21 protein-coding genes are annotated in these 22,659 nt (G+C 35.9%); 20 read left to right on the forward strand and 1 reads right to left on the reverse strand.

Annotation, left to right across the window (positions count from 1 at the left end):
- Nucleotides 1-72 precede the first annotated feature (72 nt).
- The 4 genes from kbl to BLV64_RS12290 all read left to right on the forward strand — a co-directional run bounded on the left by kbl (nt 73) and on the right by BLV64_RS12290 (nt 6,494).
- Entirely contained in the window at nt 73-1,266 is a 1,194-nt protein-coding gene (kbl, locus tag BLV64_RS12275) for a glycine C-acetyltransferase (protein ID WP_092135961.1), read from the forward strand.
- A 126-nt stretch (nt 1,267-1,392) separates the two neighbouring features.
- The gene (locus tag BLV64_RS12280; RefSeq protein ID WP_092135964.1) at nt 1,393-2,826 is read left to right on the forward strand and encodes an OmpA family protein; all 1,434 of its coding nucleotides are present in this window, start codon (nt 1,393-1,395) and stop codon (nt 2,824-2,826) included.
- Between the two features lie 72 nt (nt 2,827-2,898).
- On the forward strand, nt 2,899-5,649 hold the full coding sequence (locus BLV64_RS12285) for a PD-(D/E)XK nuclease family protein (protein ID WP_092135967.1): 2,751 nt from the start codon (nt 2,899-2,901) through the stop codon (nt 5,647-5,649).
- A gap of 2 nt (nt 5,650-5,651) precedes the next feature.
- Nucleotides 5,652-6,494: an alpha/beta hydrolase family protein gene (locus tag BLV64_RS12290; protein WP_092135970.1), complete on the forward strand. Its 843-nt coding sequence runs from the start codon at nt 5,652-5,654 to the stop codon at nt 6,492-6,494.
- Between the two features lie 4 nt (nt 6,495-6,498).
- Here BLV64_RS12290 and BLV64_RS12295 read toward each other — a convergent pair whose 3' ends face one another.
- A complete protein-coding gene (locus BLV64_RS12295) occupies nt 6,499-7,752 on the reverse strand; it encodes an NAD(P)/FAD-dependent oxidoreductase (protein WP_092135973.1) in 1,254 nt (417 codons plus the stop codon).
- 101 nt (nt 7,753-7,853) lie between these two features.
- On the opposite strand from BLV64_RS12295, the gene BLV64_RS12300 reads away from it, so the two are divergent.
- From BLV64_RS12300 to BLV64_RS12375, 16 genes are read left to right on the forward strand one after another with little or no spacing between them, the layout of a single operon-like run.
- Nucleotides 7,854-9,377, forward strand: coding sequence for a flexirubin biosynthesis tyrosine ammonia-lyase FlxA (locus BLV64_RS12300; protein WP_092135976.1), 1,524 nt, complete (start codon nt 7,854-7,856; stop codon nt 9,375-9,377).
- A gap of 15 nt (nt 9,378-9,392) precedes the next feature.
- Nucleotides 9,393-10,121: a flexirubin biosynthesis SDR family reductase FlxB gene (gene fabG / locus BLV64_RS12305; protein ID WP_092135979.1), complete on the forward strand. Its 729-nt coding sequence runs from the start codon at nt 9,393-9,395 to the stop codon at nt 10,119-10,121.
- 23 nt (nt 10,122-10,144) lie between these two features.
- Nucleotides 10,145-11,026 (forward strand): LpxL/LpxP family acyltransferase, encoded by an 882-nt coding sequence (locus BLV64_RS12310; RefSeq protein ID WP_092135982.1) that lies wholly within the window; start codon nt 10,145-10,147, stop codon nt 11,024-11,026.
- 1 nt (nt 11,027) lies between these two features.
- Nucleotides 11,028-11,471, forward strand: coding sequence for a hotdog family protein (locus BLV64_RS12315; RefSeq protein WP_143034165.1), 444 nt, complete (start codon nt 11,028-11,030; stop codon nt 11,469-11,471).
- Nucleotides 11,472-11,478: 7 nt separating this feature from the next.
- Complete coding sequence (locus BLV64_RS12320) at nt 11,479-11,925, forward strand: acyl-CoA thioesterase (protein ID WP_092135987.1); 447 nt, start codon at nt 11,479-11,481, stop codon at nt 11,923-11,925.
- On the forward strand, nt 11,918-13,060 hold the full coding sequence (locus BLV64_RS12325; RefSeq protein WP_092135990.1) for a beta-ketoacyl-[acyl-carrier-protein] synthase family protein: 1,143 nt from the start codon (nt 11,918-11,920) through the stop codon (nt 13,058-13,060). The genes BLV64_RS12320 and BLV64_RS12325 overlap by 8 nt, the downstream gene beginning before the upstream one ends.
- 13 nt (nt 13,061-13,073) lie before the next feature.
- A complete protein-coding gene (locus BLV64_RS12330) occupies nt 13,074-14,135 on the forward strand; it encodes a methyltransferase (protein WP_092135993.1) in 1,062 nt (353 codons plus the stop codon).
- A gap of 2 nt (nt 14,136-14,137) precedes the next feature.
- Nucleotides 14,138-14,758, forward strand: a complete 621-nt coding sequence (locus BLV64_RS12335; RefSeq protein WP_092135996.1) for a 3-oxoacyl-ACP synthase — start codon at nt 14,138-14,140, stop codon at nt 14,756-14,758.
- Complete coding sequence (locus BLV64_RS12340; protein ID WP_092135998.1) at nt 14,755-15,012, forward strand: phosphopantetheine-binding protein; 258 nt, start codon at nt 14,755-14,757, stop codon at nt 15,010-15,012. The genes BLV64_RS12335 and BLV64_RS12340 overlap by 4 nt, the downstream gene beginning before the upstream one ends.
- Nucleotides 14,990-16,213: a beta-ketoacyl-[acyl-carrier-protein] synthase family protein gene (locus tag BLV64_RS12345; RefSeq protein ID WP_262484291.1), complete on the forward strand. Its 1,224-nt coding sequence runs from the start codon at nt 14,990-14,992 to the stop codon at nt 16,211-16,213. Before BLV64_RS12340 ends, BLV64_RS12345 begins: the two co-directional genes overlap by 23 nt.
- Nucleotides 16,210-17,229 (forward strand): beta-ketoacyl synthase chain length factor, encoded by a 1,020-nt coding sequence (locus tag BLV64_RS12350; RefSeq protein ID WP_092136000.1) that lies wholly within the window; start codon nt 16,210-16,212, stop codon nt 17,227-17,229. The genes BLV64_RS12345 and BLV64_RS12350 overlap by 4 nt, the downstream gene beginning before the upstream one ends.
- The gene (locus BLV64_RS12355; RefSeq protein ID WP_092136003.1) at nt 17,226-17,990 is read left to right on the forward strand and encodes a polysaccharide deacetylase family protein; all 765 of its coding nucleotides are present in this window, start codon (nt 17,226-17,228) and stop codon (nt 17,988-17,990) included. The genes BLV64_RS12350 and BLV64_RS12355 overlap by 4 nt, the downstream gene beginning before the upstream one ends.
- Nucleotides 17,980-18,606: a flexirubin biosynthesis/transport protein LolA2 gene (locus BLV64_RS12360; protein ID WP_177165332.1), complete on the forward strand. Its 627-nt coding sequence runs from the start codon at nt 17,980-17,982 to the stop codon at nt 18,604-18,606. The genes BLV64_RS12355 and BLV64_RS12360 overlap by 11 nt, the downstream gene beginning before the upstream one ends.
- Before the next feature lie 11 nt (nt 18,607-18,617).
- Nucleotides 18,618-18,989, forward strand: coding sequence for an ApeI family dehydratase (locus tag BLV64_RS12365; protein WP_092136009.1), 372 nt, complete (start codon nt 18,618-18,620; stop codon nt 18,987-18,989).
- Between the two features lie 34 nt (nt 18,990-19,023).
- On the forward strand, nt 19,024-20,223 hold the full coding sequence (locus BLV64_RS12370) for a DUF2062 domain-containing protein (protein WP_092136011.1): 1,200 nt from the start codon (nt 19,024-19,026) through the stop codon (nt 20,221-20,223).
- Entirely contained in the window at nt 20,216-22,654 is a 2,439-nt protein-coding gene (locus BLV64_RS12375; protein ID WP_092136013.1) for an MMPL family transporter, read from the forward strand. The genes BLV64_RS12370 and BLV64_RS12375 overlap by 8 nt, the downstream gene beginning before the upstream one ends.
- Nucleotides 22,655-22,659 lie beyond the last annotated feature (5 nt).

Below are 22,659 nucleotides of genomic sequence, written 5' to 3' on the forward strand. Positions count from 1 at the left end.
TAAAAAAAAGGATGCCGTTACTACCACTAACGCAAAAAACATTATTAAATTTGTAAAAATATCTATAAAGACATGTACGGTAAAATTCAACAACACTTAGAAAACGAAATTAAAGAGATTAAAGACAACGGTCTTTTTAAAACAGAACGTATTATCACTTCTCCTCAAGGAGCAGAAATCACTTTAAATACGGGTGAAAGCGTATTAAATTTTTGTGCTAACAACTACTTAGGTTTGTCTTCACACCCTGATGTTGTTCAAGCAGCAAAGGATACTATGGATACCCATGGATTCGGAATGTCGTCTGTTCGTTTTATTTGTGGAACGCAAGACATTCACAAAACATTAGAGAAAAAAATAGCCGAATTCTACGGTACAGAGGACACCATATTATACGCCGCAGCGTTTGATGCCAACGGAGGTGTTTTCGAACCTTTATTAGGTAAAGAAGACGCTATTATTTCTGACTCTTTAAATCACGCTTCGATTATTGATGGTGTACGTTTATGTAAAGCGGCACGCTACCGTTATGAAAATAGCAACATGGAAGATTTAGAAAAGCAACTTATTGCCGCTAATGAAAACGGAGCACGCCATAAAATTATCGTAACCGATGGGGTATTCTCTATGGACGGTATAGTAGCGCCTTTAGATAAAATCTGTGATTTAGCAGATAAGTACGATGCGTTAGTTATGATCGATGAGTGCCACGCAACAGGTTTTATTGGTGAAACTGGAATTGGAACTCTAGAGGAAAAAGGCGTTCTAGGCCGAGTAGATATTATAACAGGTACCCTTGGAAAAGCTATGGGTGGTGCTATGGGTGGTTATACAACTGCTAAAAAAGAGATAATCGAATTACTAAGACAGCGATCAAGACCTTACTTGTTTTCGAACTCTTTAGCTCCAGCAATTGTTGGCGCATCGATTAAGGTATTCGATATGCTAAAGAACGACACGAAATTAATAGAGCAATTAAAATGGAATACAGCCTACTTTAAAAAAGGCATGAAAGAAGCTGGTTTCGATATTATTGATGGGGACTCTGCAATTGTTCCTGTTATGCTTTATGATGCTCAGTTATCACAAACAATGGCCAACAGACTTTTAGAAGAAGGTATATATGTTATTGGTTTTTTCTTCCCTGTAGTTCCCAAGGACAAAGCAAGAATAAGAGTACAACTTTCGGCGGCCCATACTAAAGAACATTTAGACAAAGCAATTGCCGCTTTTATCAAGGTTGGAAAAGCTTTAGAAATTATTTAGAACAAGTCATAATAAATTGAATAATAGTAAGAATAAGCAATATTTTTATATATTTGTCTTTGTTAATAATATATAACAACTTATTTTTGCCTCTTAATTAACATTTAAAATTAAAATTTTTTGAATATGAAAAATCTTAGCAGATTATTATTTACGTTGGCGCTTCTTGTAAGCTTCAGTAATGTAAATGCACAAGACGAAAACAACCCTTGGGCACTTAGTTTTGGTATTAACGCTATAGACGTTTACCCTGTAGGTGGATCCGCTCCACAAGGAGACAACCTAGACGAATTATTTAACGCAGGAGATCACTGGAGTATTTTACCAGCATTATCAACTATTTCTGTGTCTAAATATGTAGGTAATAACTTCACTGTTCAAGCAGGTGGATCTATTAACAAAATCACTAAATGGGGTCAATTTGGATCTGCTAATGGTGATATAGATGTGAAAGTTGATGATTTATCTTACTATGCTTTAGATGCAACGGTAAAATATAGCTTATCTGACTTAATTAAAATTAAAAGACTAGATCCAGCTGTTGGACTTGGTGGTGGTTATACTTGGATTGAAGAAGGTCCTTATAACAACAACAATTCAGGTGGTGATAACCTAGTAGGAGCTGGAACAATTAATGCTTCTGGAAGTCTTACTTACTGGTTTAACGATAACTTAGGTATTTTTGTTGAGTCTAAGTACAAGCATTCTTTCGAATCTTACTTAACACAACACTTCCAACACTCAGCAGGTCTTACTGTTAGATTTGGTGGAACTGACACTGACGGTGACGGAATCTACGACAAAAACGATGCGTGTCCAGAAGTATTTGGATTAGAAGCATTTAACGGTTGTCCTGATACTGATGGTGATGGAATCGAAGACAGCAAAGATGCATGTCCTAACGAACCAGGTTTAGCTGAATTAAACGGTTGTCCTGATACTGACGGTGACGGTGTAATTGACAGTGAAGATGATTGTCCTACAGTTAAAGGTCTTAAGTCTTTAAACGGATGTCCTGATGCTGATAACGATGGTGTTGCTGACAAAGATGACAAATGTCCTAACGTAGCAGGTCCTGCTGCAAACGACGGATGTCCTTGGCCAGATACTGACGGTGACGGTGTTGCTGACAAAGATGATAAATGTCCTAACGAAGCTGGAACTGTTGCTAACAACGGATGTCCTGAAGTAGTATTACCTACTCAAGAAGTTATGGATAAATTAAATAGCTACTCAAGAACTATTTTATTCAACACAGGAAAATCTAACTTCCAACAACAATCTTACGAAGTATTAAAGCAAATCACGGCGATCTTAAAAGAATATCCAGATGCAAACTTCTCTTTAGAAGGTCACACTGATAGTGTTGGTGCTAAATCTTCTAACAAGTTATTATCTGAAAGAAGAGCAAACGCAGTTAGAGATTACTTAATCGCTAACGGAATTGCTGCTGATAGATTAACAGCTAAAGGTTTTGGTGAAGATTTCCCAATCGATTCTAACGCAACAAGAAACGGTAGAAAAAACAACAGACGTACAGATATTAAACTTGTAAAATAAGTTTATCTTACATTCTCAATAAGTTTTAGAAAAAACGCTTCGGTTATCCGAAGCGTTTTTTATTTTTATACTATGAAGAGTTTTATTTTTGACGTATTACATAGCTTACATAATAAAGGAGCAGATTTCTCAAATCTCACGTTTATATTACCTAGCAAAAGAGCTGGTGTATTTTTAAGACAAGAGCTTTCTACCATCGTAGAGAAAGCCCTATTTTCTCCCGAGATCCTAAGTATCGAAGAGTTTATAGAAGACCTTGCCGAACTAAAAACAATTAGCAATACAGAGCTGCTATTTGAATTCTATAACAGCTACCTAGAGCTTACACCAAAAGAAGACAGAGAAACTTTTGAATCATTCTCGAAATGGGCGCAAATCCTTCTCCAAGATTTTAATGAAATTGATCGCTACCTCATTCCGCAAAATCAGATTTTTGATTACCTAAGCGCAATTAAAAAATTAGACCACTGGTCGCTAGATCCTGAGAAAACAGAATTCGTAAGTAACTACCTTAAATTTTGGGATAAATTAAAAGTTTATTACAAACATTTTAGCAACGCCTTGCTTGCTAAACATTCAGGGTATCAAGGTTTAGTATACCGAGAAGCGGCAAATAAAATTGAGTCGTACTGCAAAACTAACCCTAACAAACCCCATATATTTCTAGGATTTAATGCATTAAATACTGCAGAAGAAACTATAATTCAGAATTTGTTGACCGAGAATATGGCAGAGATTTTTTGGGATATAGATAGTACATTCCTAGAAAACCCTATCCACGATGCCGCCCTATTTACTAGAAAACATAAAAACGAGTGGCCTTATTTTAAAACCAATCCATTTCAATGGATAACCGAAAACTATAAAAAGGAAAAAAACATCACGCTCTATGGTGTACCTAAAAATATTGGTCAAGCTAAAACGGTAGGGTCCATTTTAAATACTATACGTACAAATAACCCATCGTTAAAAAGTACAGCTGTCGTATTAGGCGACGAAAATTTACTGATACCTGTACTCAACTCGATTCCTAAAGACATAGAAGCTCTGAATATAACTATGGGATTTCCTCTGCAATCCATTCCCTTGGCTTCCCTATTCGAACTCCTATTCACCATTCATAAAAAAGGACAATCTACCTTTTATTATAAAGATGTTATTAGTGTTTTATCTCATCAATTTATAAAACCACTTTTCGAAACCGAAGACAACAATGAGGCCTCTATAATTAGCGATGCCATCAAAACAAACAACCTTGTATACTTAACACTAAACGATTTAAAAACCTATAGTGAAAACCCTGTTTTAACAACCTTATTTTCAAATTGGAAAAACAATTCACAACTGGCAATAAGCAATTGTTTTGCTATCATTACAGTAATTAAGGAACAGCTTTCAAAAAACAAAAGCAACAACCTGCTTCCATTAGAATATGTGTTTCGTTTTAACAGCCTTTTTAATGAACTTTACCGTTTAAACGAAAGCTATAATCATATCAAAGATATTTCAGCCTTATTTAGCATCTATAATGAGCTATTAAGCTCCGAAACTTTAGACTTTCAAGGAGAACCACTGCAGGGCTTACAAGTCATGGGAATGCTAGAGTCGCGTGTATTAGATTTTGAAACCGTCATATTAACCTCGGTGAATGAGGGAATTTTACCATCGGGAAAAAGTAATAATTCGTTTATTCCTTTTGATGTGAAAATCGAAAATAACCTACCTACATATAAAGAAAAAGACGCCGTATACACCTATCACTTTTACAGGTTATTACAGCGTGCTAAAAACATATACATTCTTTATAATACGCAAGCAGACGCTTTAACAGGTGGTGAAAAAAGTAGATTTATTAATCAATTACAACTGGAAAATATTCATACTATTAATCATCAAATAGTAGTTCCACAAGTACCCACATTAGACCTGAGTTTAAAAGAAATATTAAAAACAGATAGCGCCATACTTAAACTTAAAGATTTGGCTGCTTATGGTTTTTCACCTTCCTCTCTAACGAGCTACATGAGAAACCCTTTAGACTTTTATTATCAAAAACTATTAGGTATTAAAGATCTTGAAGATGTAGAAGAAACGGTAGCCGCAAACACATTAGGTACCGTCGTTCACGATACTTTGGAAGCCTTATACACCCCCTATAAAAACCAACTACTAACGGTTGAACACATTAAAGAAATGAAATCTAAAATTGAGGATTTAATTACTCATTTCTTTACACTTCAATACAAAGAAGGCGATATTACAAAAGGTAAAAACCTCATCATTTTTGAAATCGCAAAACGCTATGTCCTAAATTTTTTAAACCTTGAAATTAAAGACCTAAAACAAGGTAATAGCATAAAAATAATCGCTCTAGAACAAAAAAGTGAAATTCCAATTCATATTCCTGAGCTCGGTTTTAAAATTGCCTTACGAGGTACCGTAGATCGTGTGGACGAATACAATGGCATAACGCGAATAATCGATTATAAAACGGGTAAGGTTAACCCTAATGAAGTGACCATCCAAGACTGGGTAGACATTACTACCGATTATAAAAAATTTAGTAAAAGTTTTCAAATCTTAACTTATGCTTATATGATGCATGCCCAGAAACCCTTAGAGTTCCCGGTAGAAGCAGGTATTATTTCATTTAAAAACTTAAGTGCTGGTGTCATGCAATTTGGAGTTAAAGCTTCATCATATGCTCGAACAAAAGACACTAAAATCACTCAAAACACACTAGATGAATTCGAAAAAGAGCTTAAAAAGCTGATTATAGAAATATGCAATCCTGCAATTCCGTTTATTGAAAAAGAAGTGTAATAATGATTAAAAAAAATCAAATTTTATACAGAACGGATAAAAAACCGATAGTTTATGACCTCTTTTATAACCCTACAAAAAACAAAAAGCCTTTGGTTATATTTTGTCATGGTTATAAGGGTTTTAAAGATTGGGGAGCTTGGAATTTAGTTGCTGAGCATTTTATGAACGCCGATTTGTTTTTTGTAAAGTTTAACTTCTCTCATAACGGCGGAACACTAGAGCAACCAATAGACTTTCCGGATTTGGACGCTTTTGCAGAAAACAACTACACTAAAGAATTAGAGGATTTAGAAGCTGTACTCACGTTATTCACTCAAAAAAAACATCCGTATACCTCAGAAATCGACAGTAATAACATCACTGTAATCGGTCATTCTCGTGCAGGTGGAATTTCAATCATTAAAGCTTCAGAGCATAAAAAAATAACAAAACTCATCACATGGGCAAGCATCTGCGATTTCGGTAAACGTAGCACCACTATAGGCGATCTTCAACAATGGAAAAAGGATGGTGTTAAATTTGTTTTAAACGGCAGAACCAAACAGCAAATGCCACATAACATTCAACTGTATCATGATTATAAGGCGAACGAAAAACGACTAGATATAGAGTCCGCAGAAAAATCACTGCGTATTCCCCACCTTATTATTCATGCCAAAAACGACCCTTCTATCAGTTTTAAAGAAGCCGAACAACTTACCCAATGGAACACGGATAGTAAACTAATAGACATCCCAAATAGCGACCATGTATTTGGAGCTAAACACCCCTGGGAAAAAAACGAACTTCCTGAAGCTCTTTTAGATGTCGTCACACACAGTATTCAGTTTATAAATAGCTAATTCTTTATTTAGATTGAGCATCACGCTCTTCTTCCATAGCTATTAAGTAAGCCAAGGACTTCACCAAGCGGTCGTGTTTGCTAACAAACGGATTACTCTTATCCCAAACATATCCTGCCAATACAGCACAAATTTGTTCTTTATTTGCCTTGTTTTCTGGTTGATGAAAAAATAGAGTTTGTAAGTTTCCAGTGTACCACTCTTTTACATAGGTTGAAAACACGGAAACACCAGATTTTATATAATCAGAATAATCGACCTCCCAATCCACCTGTTCATTATTTAATTCCTTAACGATTAATTTGGAAGCTAATAATGCCGACTCTGTTGCAAAGGTTACTCCAGACGAAAACACAGGATCTAAAAACTCAGCACTATTTCCTGTAAGCGCATAGCCTTTACCATATAGTTGCTTAACCGCTTTAGAGTAATTTTTAATTTCTTTAGGCGCAAAAAGCAAAGGAGAATCTTTAAACCTTTCAGCATAATGATCTGATAATTTAAGCATTTCGTTAAAGCGTTCCGAAGGCGTTCCTTTAAACGATTCGATAAAATCTATCGGCCCCACAAAACCTATACTGGTATTACCATTAGAAAAGGGAATCACCCACAACCAAGATTCGGTATTAATAATATCGAAGGTTATTAAAGTCCCCTCCTTACCTTCCGGCCTATTAGTATCTTTAACATGTGTAAATAATGACGCGTGTTTGCCCAAACTTGACGGTTTGTCTAAATCTAATAATCGCGGTAAAACGCGACCGTAGCCACTAGAATCAATAATAAATTTCGCATGAATGCTATACTGCTCTCCATCCTTATTTTTTACGGTCGTTTTAGACGTCCCATCGCTATCAAAAACCACATCAACCACCTCATTTTCAAAGGCAATATCCACACCTTTTCGTTCAAGCTCATCGGTTAATAACTTATCAAAATCGGCTCTCGGTAACTGCCATGTCCAATCCCAACCTTTGGTAAACTTCTCTTTAAAATCGAACTCACAAACGGCATCTCCTTTAATAAAACGCGCACCTGTTTTCACTTCAAAATCAGCTTGTTTTATAGCGTCTAATAAACCCACCTCATCAAAATGATCCATACATCTAGGAATTAGACTCTCGCCAATTACAAAACGTGGAAACTTGCTTTTTTCCACTACTTTTATGGATAAGCCTTGATTAAAAAGATGTGCAGCAGCAACGCTACCTGAAGGTCCCGCTCCAATTATTAAAACATCGATAGTAATATCGTCCATTGCTATTTAGTATAGAATCATTAATTATCATAAATTTACAACCAAAAATAACTACTTTGCGATAGGTAATTACATTATAATTAATATTCTTGATAAAATAGATGCTCACACTAAAGGGAAATTTAACTATAGAAGACTTTAAATCGGTAATTTTTGATCGTAAAACCATTAAAATAGACGATTCGGTTTATCAAACTGTAGAACAAAGTTTTAATTTTCTTAGAGAATTTTCGGCTAATAAGGTGATATATGGAGTTAATACGGGTTTCGGACCCATGGCACAGTATAAAATTGCTGATGCTGATCGCAAGGAACTACAGTACAACCTGATTAGAAGTCATGCCTCTGGGACTGGAAATCCGATACCAGAAGCCTATGTAAAAGCCAGTATGCTTGCACGATTAAACACCTTGTCTCTAGGATATTCGGGTGTTCATAAGTCGGCAATCACATTAATGACTAGCCTAATAAACAAAAACATTACTCCGTTAATTTTCGAACATGGTGGTGTTGGGGCTAGTGGTGATTTAGTACAATTAGCGCATTTAGCATTGGTTTTAATTGGTGAAGGTGAAGTCTTTTATAAGGGCAAACGTCTTAGCACTGCCGCTGTATTTAAAGCAGAGGGTCTAAAACCAATGCAAATAGAATTACGAGAAGGCTTAGCTTTAATGAATGGCACATCGGTAATGACGGGAATCGGGATGGTAAATACCATAAACACCAACACCCTATTAAACTGGGTGGTTACGGCCTCCTCTGCCATTAATGAAATTGTTGAAGCCTACGATGATCATTTATCTCTCGAGTTAAACAACTCTAAAAAACATAACGGTCAGCACACCATAGCACAATTAATGCGCGCACATTTAAAAGATAGTAAATTAACTCGCAAACGCGAACATCATTTATATAAAGCGCATCATTCTGAAGACGATGTATTTACCGATAAAGTACAGGAATACTATTCGTTACGATGTGTGCCACAAATATTAGGTCCCGTTTTAGACACCCTTAATACCGTAGAGTCGGTATTAACCGACGAGGTAAATTCTGCTAACGACAATCCTATTACGGACGTCAAAACTAAGAGCGTTTATCACGGTGGAAATTTTCATGGGGATTATGTTGCTTTAGAAATGGATAAGCTTAAGATTGTAGTAACTAAAATGAGTATGCTCGCAGAGCGGCAGTTAAACTACCTTTTAAACCCGAATCTAAACAACAAACTTCCAGCGTTTGTAAACCTTGGGAAATTAGGGTTAAATTTTGGAATGCAAGGCGTACAGTTTACTGCCACTTCAACGACTGCCGAAAATCAAATGCTTTCAAACCCAATGTACGTGCATAGTATTCCTAACAACAACGATAATCAAGATATTGTTAGCATGGGAACCAATGCGGCTTTAACTACCAAAAAAGTCATTGAAAATGCTTTCGAAGTGGTAGCCATAGAATTAATTACCATTGTTCAAGCTATAGAATACTTAGGGATTCAAAACGAGGTCTCTTCTAAAACACAGACCTTATACACCCAAATACGCGAACGCGTTCCTGTATTCTCAAAAGACCCGGTAATGTATCCTTATGTTAATGCAGTCAAAGAATTTATAATGAAACCCTAAAGATTCCTTTAAATAATGAAATACGCTTTAGTAACTGGAGGATCTCGAGGCATTGGCAAAGCCATTTGCCTACAATTAGCTCAAGACTCTGAATACCATATTCTAATTAATTACAACACGAATAAAGAAGCTGCTTTAGAAACGTTAAATGCTATTGCTGCATTAGGGGGAAAAGCTAGTCTCTTACCATTTGATGTCACCAATTACGAATCGGTAAAATCGGCTCTGGACCAATGGAAGGCCAATAACGACAATGGCGTGATTGAGGTATTAGTCAATAATGCTGGTATTACTAAAGACCAGTTGTTTTTATGGTTATCACCCAACGATTGGTCTCAAGTAATTAACACCTCGGTTAATGGGTTTTATAATGTTACCCACAATCTCATTCAGGACATGTTACTTAATAAATTCGGACGTATTATTAATATGGTATCGGTATCGGGATTAAAAGGAACGCCTGGGCAGGTCAATTATTCTGCTGCTAAGGGCGCTGTAATTGCTGCTACAAAAGCCCTAGCACAAGAAGTTGCAAAGAAAAACATCACGGTAAATGCCGTTGCCCCAGGGTTTATTAAATCGGATATGACCTCTCACTTGGACGAAAAAGAGCTCAGAAAAACCATTCCAGCTCATCGGTTTGGCGATCCTGAAGAAGTGGCGCATTTAGTGTCATTTTTAGCTTCCAAAAAAGCGTCTTATATTACCGGAGAAACCATAAGTATTAACGGGGGCATCTACTAAAATACATTTAAAAAAAATTAAGAATGGCAGCAGAATGGGATGGTAAATCCAGAGGAACCGTATTTGGTTTTAAAGTATTTATCTTTTTTATTAAAAATTTCGGGATTAATGCAGCCTACGCATTAATGCATCTCCCTGTGCCTTATTTTTGTTTATTCTCTAGAAAAAACGTCCGTGGCCTCTACTATTATTTCAATAAAAGATTAAAATATTCCTGGTTTAAAAGCTCAGTTAGTATTTACAAAACCTATTTTGTTTTCGGACAAACACTAATTGATAAAGTCGCTATCTCTGCTGGTTTACGAAAAAATTACACCTATGAATTTGATGGCGAACACCTTATTGAAGACGTTTTAGCTTTAAAAAAAGGAGGAATCCTAATCAGTGCTCATATCGGCAATTTCGAATTGGCACAATTTTTTTTTAGAGAGCGTTTAGCAGACCAGTCTATTAGCATTGTTATCACCGATCAAGACCACCAAGAAATTAAAGAGTATCTCGATCAGTTTCTTAAAAAAAGTGAGATGAATTTTATTGTTGTAAAGGATGATATGTCTCATATTTTTGAAATCAATGCAGCCTTAGCCCAAAACAGAATCATTTGTATTTCTGGAGACCGCTATTTAGAAAACAATAAATGTATGGAAGAGGAATTGCTTGGTAAAACAGCCAAATTCCCAATGGGCCCTTTTCTATTAGGGAGCCGCCTAAAAGTACCTGTACTTTTTGTTTACGTTTTACGGGAACCTAAAAAGCACTACCATTTGTATGCTAGACGCGTCGAGGTTAAAGCACGCGATGCTCAAGACCTCCTAAAAAAATACACAACTACATTAGAATCATTTATAAAGAAATACCCTTTACAATGGTTTAACTTTTATGATTTTTGGGATGACGTTAAATAAGATGACAGAAAAGAGTTTCACGTTACCAATTACAAATAGCGCTATAATAAAAGAACTAATTCCACATCGTGAACCTGTATTATTAGTAGATGGCTTAATTCATTTCGAGCCTCAAAAGGCAAAAGCCTCATTGACTGTTCTAGAAACAAATATATTTGTCGAAAACCAAAAGTTATCTGAAACCGGGTTATTAGAGCATATGGCGCAAACAGCTGCTTTATATACAGGCTATAAATTTCGGTCTCAAAACAAACCGATTAAAGAAGGTATGATAGCCGCAATCAAATCGGCATCTATTTTAAACGTACCACAAATAAATGACACAATAATTAGTGAAGTTTTTATAACTTATGAAGCTGAAATGCTAACACAGGTATCAGTTACCACTAGCTTAAACGACACTATTATTGCTACTGCAACCATGAGCACTGTTCTAAATAATTAAAAGTAAAATGACCAATACCACAACAAATCCTCCTCATTTAACTCATAAACATACCATTCGTGTACGTTTTAGCGAGGTCGATTCGTTACAAATTGTATGGCATGGACATTATATCAAATATTTTGAGGAAGGACGTGAAGCATTTGGTCGGGCTTTTGGCTTATCGTATTTAGACGTTAAAAAAGAAGGCTATGCTACACCCATTGTAAATACGAATACCTCACATAAATACCCATTACATTATGGTGATATGGCAACTATAGAAACAAGCTATATAAACACAGAAGCTGCAAAATTAAAATTTGCATATTCTATTAAAAATGATTCGGGCCAAGTTGTGTGCACAGGAGAAACAATTCAAGTATTTACAAGTCTAGAAAGTGGGGAAATGACACTGGTTCTACCCGATTTTTTTAGAGATTGGAAAATTAAACACAAGCTTCTAAATGTCTAAAGTCTACCTCTCACATCATAATATTGTTTCCGCTTTAGGGTTTACTGCCCAAGAAGTTGTAGATAATATAAAAAATGAAATTTCTGGTCTTTCACTCATAGATGACCCTGAGGTTTTTAACACGCCTTTTTACGGATCTATAATCCCTACAGCCGACTTAACAAACGCTTTTAAGCCTTTAGAAAAAGCCATCACATATACCAAGCTTGAAAAAATGATGTTGCTTTCTTTACACCGTACCATCACTGCTTCAGCTATCTCTTTAAATGAAAAAGTCGGTCTTATTATTTCATCTACAAAAGGAAATATTGATGTTTTAAACCAGACGACATTCCCTAAAGAACGCGCCTATTTAGGAGCTTTAGGCTCTGTTATAAAAGACTATTTTGGTTTTAAAAATGACGCAATCATTATTTCTAACGCCTGCGTTTCCGGACTCTTAGCGACTGCTATTGCTAAACGCTACATAAAAGAAGGTGTTTACAACCATGTTTTTATTGTTAGTGGAGACACCTTAAACCCGTTTGTTTTATCGGGGTTTAATTCGTTTCAAGCCATGAGTAACAAACCCTGTAAACCTTTTGACAAAGAACGCTCGGGAGTGAACTTAGGGGAAGCAGCAGCCAGTGTTTTAGTAACCTCAACACCCGACAAACTGTGTCCTGAAGCTGTAGCGCTTTTAGGTGATGGATCGCGTAACGATGCCAACCATATTTCTGGCCCTTCACGAACAGGTGAAGGATTATTTAGAAGTATAACTGCTGCCATTAAAGAAGCAAACATATCACCAATAGACATTGATTTTATTTCAGCACACGGAACCGCAACGCTTTTTAACGACGAAATGGAAGCCATTGCATTTAACCGATTAGGGTTTAATACAACACCGACACACAGTCTTAAAGGCTATTTCGGACATACCTTAGGTGCTTCAGGTTTAATTGAAACGCTTATTGGAATGCACAGTTTACATCAAAACACCCTTTTTAAATCCTTAGGGTACAGCACGCATGGTGTTTCAAAACCCCTAAATATTATTGAAAAAACTACACCCCAAAAAAACACTATATTTTTAAAAACAGCATCAGGTTTTGGAGGGTCCAATACCGCTGTTTTATTTAAAAAAGTAAACTAAAAAAACCACCATTATGCCTACAAAACCAACTAGCGCAATTACAGCTTTAGAAGAAGCACATAAAATAGCTTTTGCTCCTTTTGTATTTCAAGCTACAGTATCCTTAAAAAAGCTAGGGGTTTTAACGTGTATCTTTGAGCATCGCAGAAAAGGCGGACTCACTATTGAGGAGCTCTCGGAGCTATTGAGCGTGAGTACCTATGGATTGGGAGTCTTATTAGAGATTGCCGAAAGCGCACAAATAGTGAGTAAACCAAAGGATAAATACAGCCTGACAAAAACGGGCTACTTCCTAAATTTTGACGAGACTGTTAACGTTAATCTCAATTTTACAAACGATGTGTGTTATGAAGGTTTGTACCACTTAAATGATGCTATTAAAAACGGGAAACCTGAAGGCTTACAGGTCTTTGGGGATTGGGATACCATTTATGAAGGCTTATCACAATTAGAACCTGAAACTCAAAAGTCTTGGTTTGAATTCGACCATCACTATTCCGATGGTATTTTTAAAGAAGCCCTAGACTACGTCTTTAGAAACAATCCTAAAAGCATTTTCGATGTGGGTTGCAACACCGGAAAATTCACCCTTCACTGTTTACATAAAAACCCTGAAGTAATCCTAACACTTTTCGATTTGCCTGGACAGCTTAATAAAGCACTCCAAGCTGTGGAAGTAGCAGGATTTAAAAATCGTGTTTCTGGCCAACCAATTAATTGGTTAAAACCAAACCCCAAAATGCAAGGAGCTCCAGATAGTATTTGGATGAGTCAGTTTTTAGATTGTTTTTCAGAATCTGAAATCGTTACCATTTTATCAACTTGTGTAAAAGTGATGTCTTCCGATACCGAGCTAATTATTGTTGAAACTTTTACCGACAGACAAAAATTTGAAAAGGCTAAATTTGCTTTAGAAGCAACATCTCTTTACTTTACCGCTATGGCGAACGGTACTAGCAAAATGTATCCTGCCAAGGTATTTAAAAAACTAATTGAAAGAGCAGGTCTGATGGTATCTGAAGATCATCCACTGGGTGATTATCACACGCTTTTGGTATGTAAAAAAAGAGAGTAATTGTGACTAAAAACAGCTACATAGAATCGTATTGCACCATAAAAAACGGAGTGGTCTCTTTAAATGGCACTTCTCTTTTTTCGGAAGCTACCCCAGAGTTTTCGGCTTTTATTAAACAAGCAGCAAAACAGCTTGATACCAATTATCCTAAATTTTATAAAATGGATAACTTAAGTAAACTTGCCTTTTTAGCTGCCGATATTCTTTTAAAAAACGCTAACTTATCTTCTGAAAAAGAACATAATATAGCATTGTTATTTTCCAACAGAGCATCCAGTTTGGATACCGATAGGAAACATCAAAATACCATTTCTGATCCCGACAACTATTACCCGAGTCCGTCGTTATTTGTTTACACCCTCCCTAATATAAGTTTGGGAGAAATAAGTATCAAGCACAAGTTACTTTCTGAAAATAGTTTTTTTATATTTGAACGCTTTAACGCAAATCATTTACACCTTAATTCACGCTATTTATTAAACAACAATAAAGCAGAAAAAACGCTTTGTGGTTGGGTAGATTTAGACGAAAACCACTACGAAGCATTTTTGTATTTGGTAGGAAAAAATGGTACTATTAATCATAATACAGAAGAAATAACACGATTATACAAAAGCCCATGAGTAACTTAAAACAAGAACTGAAAGAAAATATTATTGAACTTTTAAATTTAGAAGAGTTTTCAGTTGAAGATATAAATGATAATGACGCCCTATTTGGAGATGGCCTAGGACTTGATTCTATTGATGCTTTAGAGCTAATGGTTATGTTAGACAAGGACTACGGTATTAAATTAACAGACCCAAAAGAAGGAAAAGAAATTTTCCAATCCATTGCGGTTTTAGCTGAGTATATTGAAAAAAACAGAACAAAATAGAGTCTTAAATACTAGGATTGCGATTACCGGAATGGGCATAGTTTCGGCAATTGGCCATTCGGTATCCGAAAACCTAGACGCATTACTAAATTCAAAGCCGGGTATTACCTCTATTTCATCGGTAAAAACACATCATGCCAATACAATAAAAGTTGGAGAGGTAAAGCGTTCTAACGCCGACCTTATCAAGGCATTACAACTCCCAGAACATACAAATTACACCAGAACAGCATTATTAGGCTGCTATGCGGCAAAGCAAGCTATTCAAAACGCGAATATTACGGCTATAAACAGCTATAGAACAGGTTTTATTTCTTCAACCTCGGTTGGCGGAATGGATAAAACGGAAATCCATTTAAAAGACTTTGCTACCAATAAAGCGGTTCAGAAATATATTAAGAGTCATCATGCCGGAGACAGCACTCAAAAAATTGCCGACACTTTAGGGATTGACGGTTTTGTAACGACTATTAGTACCGCCTGCTCCTCGGCAGCCAATGCTATTATGTTAGGGGCAAAACTCATTAAATCTGGTCGTTTAGACCGAGTGATTGTTGGCGGTGTCGACCCGCTTTCAAAATTTACTATTAACGGCTTTAAAACACTAATGATCCTCTCGGAGTCCGATTGCCGTCCCTTTGATGCCGACCGTAGCGGATTAAACTTAGGTGAAGCCGCTGCTTATTTAGTGTTAGAATCGCAAGCTATCGTAGAAAAAGAAAATAAAAAGGTCCTAGCCTATATTTCAGGATATGCTAATGCTAACGATGCTTTTCATCAAACAGCCTCTTCCGAAACCGGAGAAGGTGCTTATTTGGCTATGACACAAGCCTTAAAAACAGCACAACTAAACCCTTCGCAAATTGATTATATCAATGCACATGGCACAGCTACAGCGAATAATGATTTGTCTGAAAGTGTCGCTATAAAACGCGTTTTTGGTGAGACTATTCCCGATTTTAGCTCTACAAAAGCGTTCACTGGTCATACCTTAGCCGCTGCAGGGGCCATTGAAGCAGTCTATTCTGTTTTAGCGCTTCAAAATCAGGTCGTATTTCCGAATTTAAATTTTAAAACGACAATTCCAGAAACCGGATTACAGCCCGTAACCACTATTAAAAGAAAACCTATAAAACACGTGTTATCTAATTCCTTCGGATTTGGTGGTAACTGTTCAACCCTAATCTTTTCGAAATTATGAAACCCTGTTACATCTATAGCGCGGTTTCCATTTCCGCTCAGCACACTTTTGACTCTGGGTTAGGGTTATTAGAACCTTTAGCATTACAGCCAAATAAAGTAAATGCTCATCACCCTCTCTACAAATCCTATATCCCTCCTGCTGCACTACGCCGTATGGCAACCGGAGTAAAAATGGGTGTTACAGCTGGAAAAAAAGCCTTAGAAAACGCCAATATAATACAGCCAGATGCGATAGTAATCGGAACAGGAATGGGCTGTATAGAGGATACCGAAACCTTTTTAAATGCGATTATTAAAAATGATGAGGCCTATTTAACACCTACCGCTTTTATACAATCCACACACAACACTGTGGGTGCACAGATCGCGTTAGGCTTACAATGTAAAGCATATAATAATACCTATGTTCACGGTGCGCTTTCGTTTGAATCGGCGCTTCTAGACGGGCTACTGCAGGTAGAAGATGATAGCGCATCGACAGTTTTAGTGGGTGGCCTAGACGAATTAGGAAAAGAATTCATAGACTATATAGACCTAATTGAAGATAAAAATGAAGGCATTACAGTTCCTTTTAGTGAAGGCGCTTCATTTTTTGTGTTAGGAGCAATAAAACAACAACATGCTGTTCAGTTAAAAGCTATAAAAACCTTTAGCGCGTTAACGCTAGAGAATGTGAGGTCTGTATTTATGGCGTTTTTAAAAGAAAACGCTTGTCCGCCAGAAACTATCGACGCCCTTATTTTAGGTCACAACGGCTCTAAATATGACCACTATTATACAGAAGCTGCTTCTTGTTTTCCAAAGACTACGGTTCAACTAAAATATAAACAGTGTATTGGGGAGTATTTTACAGCCTCTGCTTTTGGCTTGTATTTAGGAGTTACACTCTTAAAAAACCAAGATCTCCCAAGCCTATTAACGTGTGGTGACACTCCTAAAAAACCGCTAAAAATTAGTATTATATATAACCAGTATAATGGTCGAGATCATAGTTTAATTCTCCTATCCTTATGATTAACTTTAAATTAGCTTCTAGTTTTTTCACACTTATCTGCTGTGTTTTTATTCTATTTATAGTCTTAGAACTCTTGTCTATTTGGTGGCTTATAATAAGTCTTTTGGTAGGGTTTATACTACTAGGGATGGTGTCTTTTACTATGAGTTGGAATTGTTTTACTCAAGCCTTTACTCATAAAAAAACAACTAAAAAAATTATAGCACTTACCTTCGATGATGGTCCGCACCCTGAATATACACCAAAAGTTTTAGCGCTTTTAAAACAATACGAAGCCAAAGCGACGTTTTTTTGTATAGGAAAGCACGTAGAAAAGCACCCTGAAATTGTACAAGCTATAATAAACCAAGGACACTCTATAGGAAACCACAGCTACACCCACAGTAATACCATTGCCTTTAAAAGTAAACAGGGATGGTTAGAAGAAATTAAGCGTACCGATGCCCTTATTACTAAAATCACAGGTGTTAGCACAAAATTATTTAGACCACCTTTTGGTGTAACCACACCACACTTAGCCGCAGCATTAAAAGTTACCGGTCCTATTTGCGTAGGGTGGAATATTAGGTCTTTCGATACGTTTTTTAAAACACCAAAAATCATCTCAAATCGTGTATTAAACCACATACATCCCGGGTCGATTATCTTGTTACACGACAAACAAGAAAATAGCCTTGCTGTTTTGGAACACATCTTGCAGGTTTTACATACTGAACATTACGATATGGTCACTATTAACACATTATATGATGAAAAATAAAATTATAATTCTTGTTAATCTTATAGTTTTTTTGACATTTCACAGCCTTATGGCTCAAGAAAAACTAACTCATACTGAAGCACTTGCTTTTAAAAAACAAGTGAAGCAAACTGCTAAAAATACCACAAGTATACTAAGTGATTTTAAACAAGAAAAACATTTAAGTATACTTGATAATACCATTATTTCAGAAGGCATATTAAAATTTAAAGCCCCCAATAATGTGCGTTGGGAATACACAAAACCCTTTGAGAATACTGCTATTTTTAAAGGAGATCAGCTTGTAGTCTCCAATGAAAGTAAAACCAATGAAATAAATCTAAACGCCAATAAATTATTTCGAAGTTTAAATACTTTAATTATCAATAGTGTTAAAGGTGATATGTTTGATGACGAAGAGTTTGATATTAATTATTTTAAAATAAAGAATGGGTACAGCGTTAGTTTTAAACCTAAAAACAAACGTTTAAAGAAATTTATTGCGGCTTTCGAACTTGAATTTTCAAAAACTGGCCAGGTGAATAAGGTTAAATTAATTGAGTCCAATACCGACTTTACAAGCATTACCTTTATTAATAAAAAAATGAATGTGTCTATTTCTGACTCAGCCTTTTAATACATGTCCGTATGTTATTTAAAGATTTTTATACTATTTTAGAAACTCATAAAACCTCAGGTTTATCCTTTGGTAACCGTGTAGAGATTAATAAAAATCATTCGGTTTTTAAAGGGCATTTCCCTAAAACCCCTATTACACCTGGAGTTCTAATGCTTCAGATTATAAAAAATAGTGTAGAGAAGACCTTAAACTGTGAGCTCAAACTAGAATCACTTTCACATTTAAAGTTTTTACAGATGGTAGATCCACATAAAAACAATATACTTCTCTTTCAAATGGATATAACTGAAGAAAATGAACGTATAAAAGTAAAAAGTAGCAGTTCTTTTCCCGACAACACCGTAGTATTAAAATGTAATGCTACATTTGTAAAAAAATAAAGGACAACGTCCTCCTCGCTATTAAGGATTAAAAATGAACTTAGAAACCGTAAAAACGCATTTTAAAAACTACAACTGCTGTGTCATTATACCCACGTATAATAACCACAACACCTTGCAGCGTGTTTTAGATGGTGTCTTAACATTTACAGACTCTATAATCGTCGTTAATGACGGCTCTACCCAAGAAACGTCGGATATTCTTAATAACTACCCACAAATAGACCACCTTCATAAACCAAAAAATACAGGTAAGGGTACCGCATTAAAATTAGGGTTTAAACATGCGGTAGCACAGGGTTTTGATTATGCCATTACATTAGATAGCGACGGACAGCACTTCCCAAAGGACATCCCTGTTTTTATAGAGGCATTGGTTAATTCAGAAGAAAAAAATATATTATTAATAGGCGATCGCAATATGAATGAAGCCGATGTTTTTGCGGCTAGCGCAAAAGGCAATCGCGTATCAACCTATTGGGTTCGTGCAGTTACGGGATTAGATTTAAACGACTCTCAATCGGGGTTTAGATTGTATCCTATTAAAGCCATGGCCTCTTTTAACTATTTAAAAAGCACAAAGAAATTTGAGTTTGAAGTCGAAGCCATTGTAAAATCTCATTGGGCTGGGATTACCATTGGTCATGTTCCCATTCATGTGTTATACGATCCATCAGAACGCGTTTCGCACTTTAGACCCTTTATGGATATTGCTCGTATTGTTGTTCTTATCATTTGGTTTCTGCTCGTCCGCTTTTTTTATATTATTCCCCGAGACCTTTTTAGGAAATTAAAAAAAAAAGGCCTGAAACGATTTCTCGTTGAGGACTTTATACAGCATCACGATTCCCCAAAAAAGAAAGCACTATCTATTGCCTTAGGTGTTTTTTTAGGCCTATCGCCACTATGGGGGTTTCACACGGTTATCGTTTTGTTTTTAGCGGTGCTATTCAAACTTAATAAAGTCATAGCATTCACTTTTTCAAATATTAGTCTACCGCCATTTATACCTTTTGTATTATTGTGTAGTATGCAAACTGGCAATTGGATATTGGGAAAAAAAACAGCGTATACCCTTCAAGATTTTACAACGCAGTTTAATTTATTAGACCATCTTGAAACCTATATTATAGGAAGTCTGTCCCTATCGGTATTGGCTGCGATTTCAATTGGTTTTATAGGCTATATCGTTTTATCGTTTTTTAATCAGAAAAAGGAATCTATTTATGGATAAGATCTTCCTTTCTATATTTCATTTTTTCAATCGGAAGAAAGCCGCCTTCGTTTTATTAGTATCCTTATTTGGTATACTTTTAATGAGTATCGCCTCAAAGATTAGTTTTGAAGAGGACATCTCTAAACTGATTCCTGAAAACACAGAGAATAAACAGTTACAAAAGGTTTTAAACACGGCTCATTTTTCAGATAAAATAGTGGTGATTATAGACCGAAAAGACAAGGGCTCTTTAGAAGATTTAACAGATTATGCCGAAGCCTTTGTTGATAGTGTCACCCATCAGTTATCCGATTACACTAAAGCCATTCAAGGGCAGGTTGACGATGACACCATTTATGAAACCTTAAATTTTGTTTACGAAAATGCGCCTTTATTTATAACCGATACCGATTATAAAACCCTAGAAAACAGACGCCAAAAGGACGCTATAGATAAACGTATAGAAGCACACTACAAAACCTTGATATCGCCTTCGGGTTTTATAGCAAAACAAACCATAGTAAAAGACCCCTTAGGTATTTCTTTACTAGCCGTAAAACACCTCCAAAAGCTAGGTATACATAAAGAATTTAGCATCAAAAACGGATTTATAGTTAGTAAGAACGAATCGCACCTATTACTTTTTATCACTCCTAAATACGGGTCGAGTGAAACCAATAAAAACGTTGCATTTGCCGAAGGATTATACGCTATTCAAAACCAATTAAACACAGCATTTACAGACCGGGTTTCCAGTTCCTATTTTGGCGGTACTCTTATAGCTGTAGCCAATGCCCAACAAATAAAAAAAGACATACAAATCACTATTAGTATAGCCTTAACTATTTTAATGGTACTGTTTATTCTGTTTTATAAAAAATTAAGTATTCCACTTATTTTATTCACGCCAACAGTATTTGGTGGGCTATTATCGGTGGCTATTCTTTTTTTAATTCGGAACACTATTTCGGCTATTTCCCTGGGCATCGGCGCTGTTTTGTTGGGAGTCACCCTCGATTACTCCCTGCATATTTTAACCCATATTAGAAATAAAGAAAGCACTACCGAGCTTTACAAAAGTGTAACCAAGCCCATATTAATGAGTAGCCTAACTACGGCACTCGCCTTTTTATGCCTGTTGTTTATCGACTCACAAGCACTACAAGATTTAGGAATTTTTGCAGCAATTAGTGTCATGGGAGCTTCCGTATTTGCATTAATATTTATACCTCAAGTTTACACCGCTAAAAACACAGGGGCTACCGGTCGTAAAACACTTATCGACGCGCTATCACACTATCCTTTTCACCGTAAAAAAGTTATAATTGGAGCTGTAGTTTTACTAGGAGCTATAAGTCTTTTTACGTATAATAATGTACAATTCAATAAAGATATTTCCAAATTGAATTACATGCCTCCGACCATAAAAAAAGCGGAAAAGCATCTTGAAAAATTAACCAATGCAGCTTCCAAATCAGTGTATATTGTTACTTACAGTGATACGCTACAAAAAGCTTTGGAAGCTAACGACAACATCTTAATAGCACTAACTAATTTAGAACAGCAGAAACGGATTACTAGTTTTAACTCCGTAGCCGCCTTAGTACAATCTTACAAGAAGCAGGTCGATAAAATTACGAAGTGGAATTTCTTTTGGACTCCAAAACAAAAAGACTCCATAAAACAACATCTTATTACAAGCGGTAACCAATTTGGCTTCAAACCAGAAACCTTTAATGCATTTTACAATTTACTCGAGCACTCCTTTTCACCTTTAAAGTTAGACGATTATAGCGCGCTTAACACCCTTTCTGTAGACGACTTTATAGCTAGTAAAAACGGGTTTCATACCGTATCTTCTTTGGTAACTCTCGAAAACAATCATGTTGATGCACTTAAATCACAGTTCAAGAATACACCTAATACCATGGTTATAGACCGTCAAGCTATAAACGAAACCCTGCTAGGCCATCTAAAAAGTGATTTTAACACCCTTATTCTATACTCGTTTGCGGTGGTGGTACTATTGCTATTCCTCTTTTACAGAAACCTAAAACTGACCTTAGTCACTTGTATTCCCATAATGTTAACCTGGTGTATTACTATTGGTATAATGGGATTATTTCATATTGAATTTAATATATTTAATGTCATCATTTCAACATTTATATTTGGTCTGGGTATAGATTACAGTATTTTTATAACTAATGGATTAATGCAACAGCAACAAACAGGAATAGACACATTGCCTACCTATAAAACCTCGGTTATTTTGTCGGTAATTACCACCTTGTTGGGCGTAGGTGTTTTAATATTTGCTAAGCATCCCGCATTATACTCTATTTCTATAGTAACGATAATAGGAATAACATCGGCTTTATTGGTCGCATTTACAATTCAGCCTATACTATATGATTTACTTATTTTAAAGAAACGAACGCTTAATTAATACCA

This window comes from Bizionia paragorgiae, from assembly GCF_900107625.1.
GTDB classification, from domain to species: domain Bacteria; phylum Bacteroidota; class Bacteroidia; order Flavobacteriales; family Flavobacteriaceae; genus Bizionia; species Bizionia paragorgiae.

Bases quoted from the DNA above. Each gene is read 5' to 3' on its own strand.
- kbl (WP_092135961.1), top strand. From the start codon at position 73: ATGTACGGTAAAATTCAACAACACTTAGAAAACGAAATTAAAGAGATT.
- BLV64_RS12280 (WP_092135964.1), top strand. From the start codon at position 1,393: ATGAAAAATCTTAGCAGATTATTATTTACGTTGGCGCTTCTTGTAAGC.
- BLV64_RS12285 (WP_092135967.1), top strand. From the start codon at position 2,899: ATGAAGAGTTTTATTTTTGACGTATTACATAGCTTACATAATAAAGGA.
- BLV64_RS12290 (WP_092135970.1), top strand. From the start codon at position 5,652: ATGATTAAAAAAAATCAAATTTTATACAGAACGGATAAAAAACCGATA.
- BLV64_RS12295 (WP_092135973.1), bottom strand. From the start codon at position 7,752: ATGGACGATATTACTATCGATGTTTTAATAATTGGAGCGGGACCTTCA.
- BLV64_RS12300 (WP_092135976.1), top strand. From the start codon at position 7,854: ATGCTCACACTAAAGGGAAATTTAACTATAGAAGACTTTAAATCGGTA.
- fabG (WP_092135979.1), top strand. From the start codon at position 9,393: ATGAAATACGCTTTAGTAACTGGAGGATCTCGAGGCATTGGCAAAGCC.
- BLV64_RS12310 (WP_092135982.1), top strand. From the start codon at position 10,145: ATGGCAGCAGAATGGGATGGTAAATCCAGAGGAACCGTATTTGGTTTT.
- BLV64_RS12315 (WP_143034165.1), top strand. From the start codon at position 11,028: ATGACAGAAAAGAGTTTCACGTTACCAATTACAAATAGCGCTATAATA.
- BLV64_RS12320 (WP_092135987.1), top strand. From the start codon at position 11,479: ATGACCAATACCACAACAAATCCTCCTCATTTAACTCATAAACATACC.
- BLV64_RS12325 (WP_092135990.1), top strand. From the start codon at position 11,918: ATGTCTAAAGTCTACCTCTCACATCATAATATTGTTTCCGCTTTAGGG.
- BLV64_RS12330 (WP_092135993.1), top strand. From the start codon at position 13,074: ATGCCTACAAAACCAACTAGCGCAATTACAGCTTTAGAAGAAGCACAT.
- BLV64_RS12340 (WP_092135998.1), top strand. From the start codon at position 14,755: ATGAGTAACTTAAAACAAGAACTGAAAGAAAATATTATTGAACTTTTA.
- BLV64_RS12350 (WP_092136000.1), top strand. From the start codon at position 16,210: ATGAAACCCTGTTACATCTATAGCGCGGTTTCCATTTCCGCTCAGCAC.
- BLV64_RS12355 (WP_092136003.1), top strand. From the start codon at position 17,226: ATGATTAACTTTAAATTAGCTTCTAGTTTTTTCACACTTATCTGCTGT.
- BLV64_RS12360 (WP_177165332.1), top strand. From the start codon at position 17,980: ATGAAAAATAAAATTATAATTCTTGTTAATCTTATAGTTTTTTTGACA.
- BLV64_RS12365 (WP_092136009.1), top strand. From the start codon at position 18,618: ATGTTATTTAAAGATTTTTATACTATTTTAGAAACTCATAAAACCTCA.
- BLV64_RS12370 (WP_092136011.1), top strand. From the start codon at position 19,024: ATGAACTTAGAAACCGTAAAAACGCATTTTAAAAACTACAACTGCTGT.
- BLV64_RS12375 (WP_092136013.1), top strand. From the start codon at position 20,216: ATGGATAAGATCTTCCTTTCTATATTTCATTTTTTCAATCGGAAGAAA.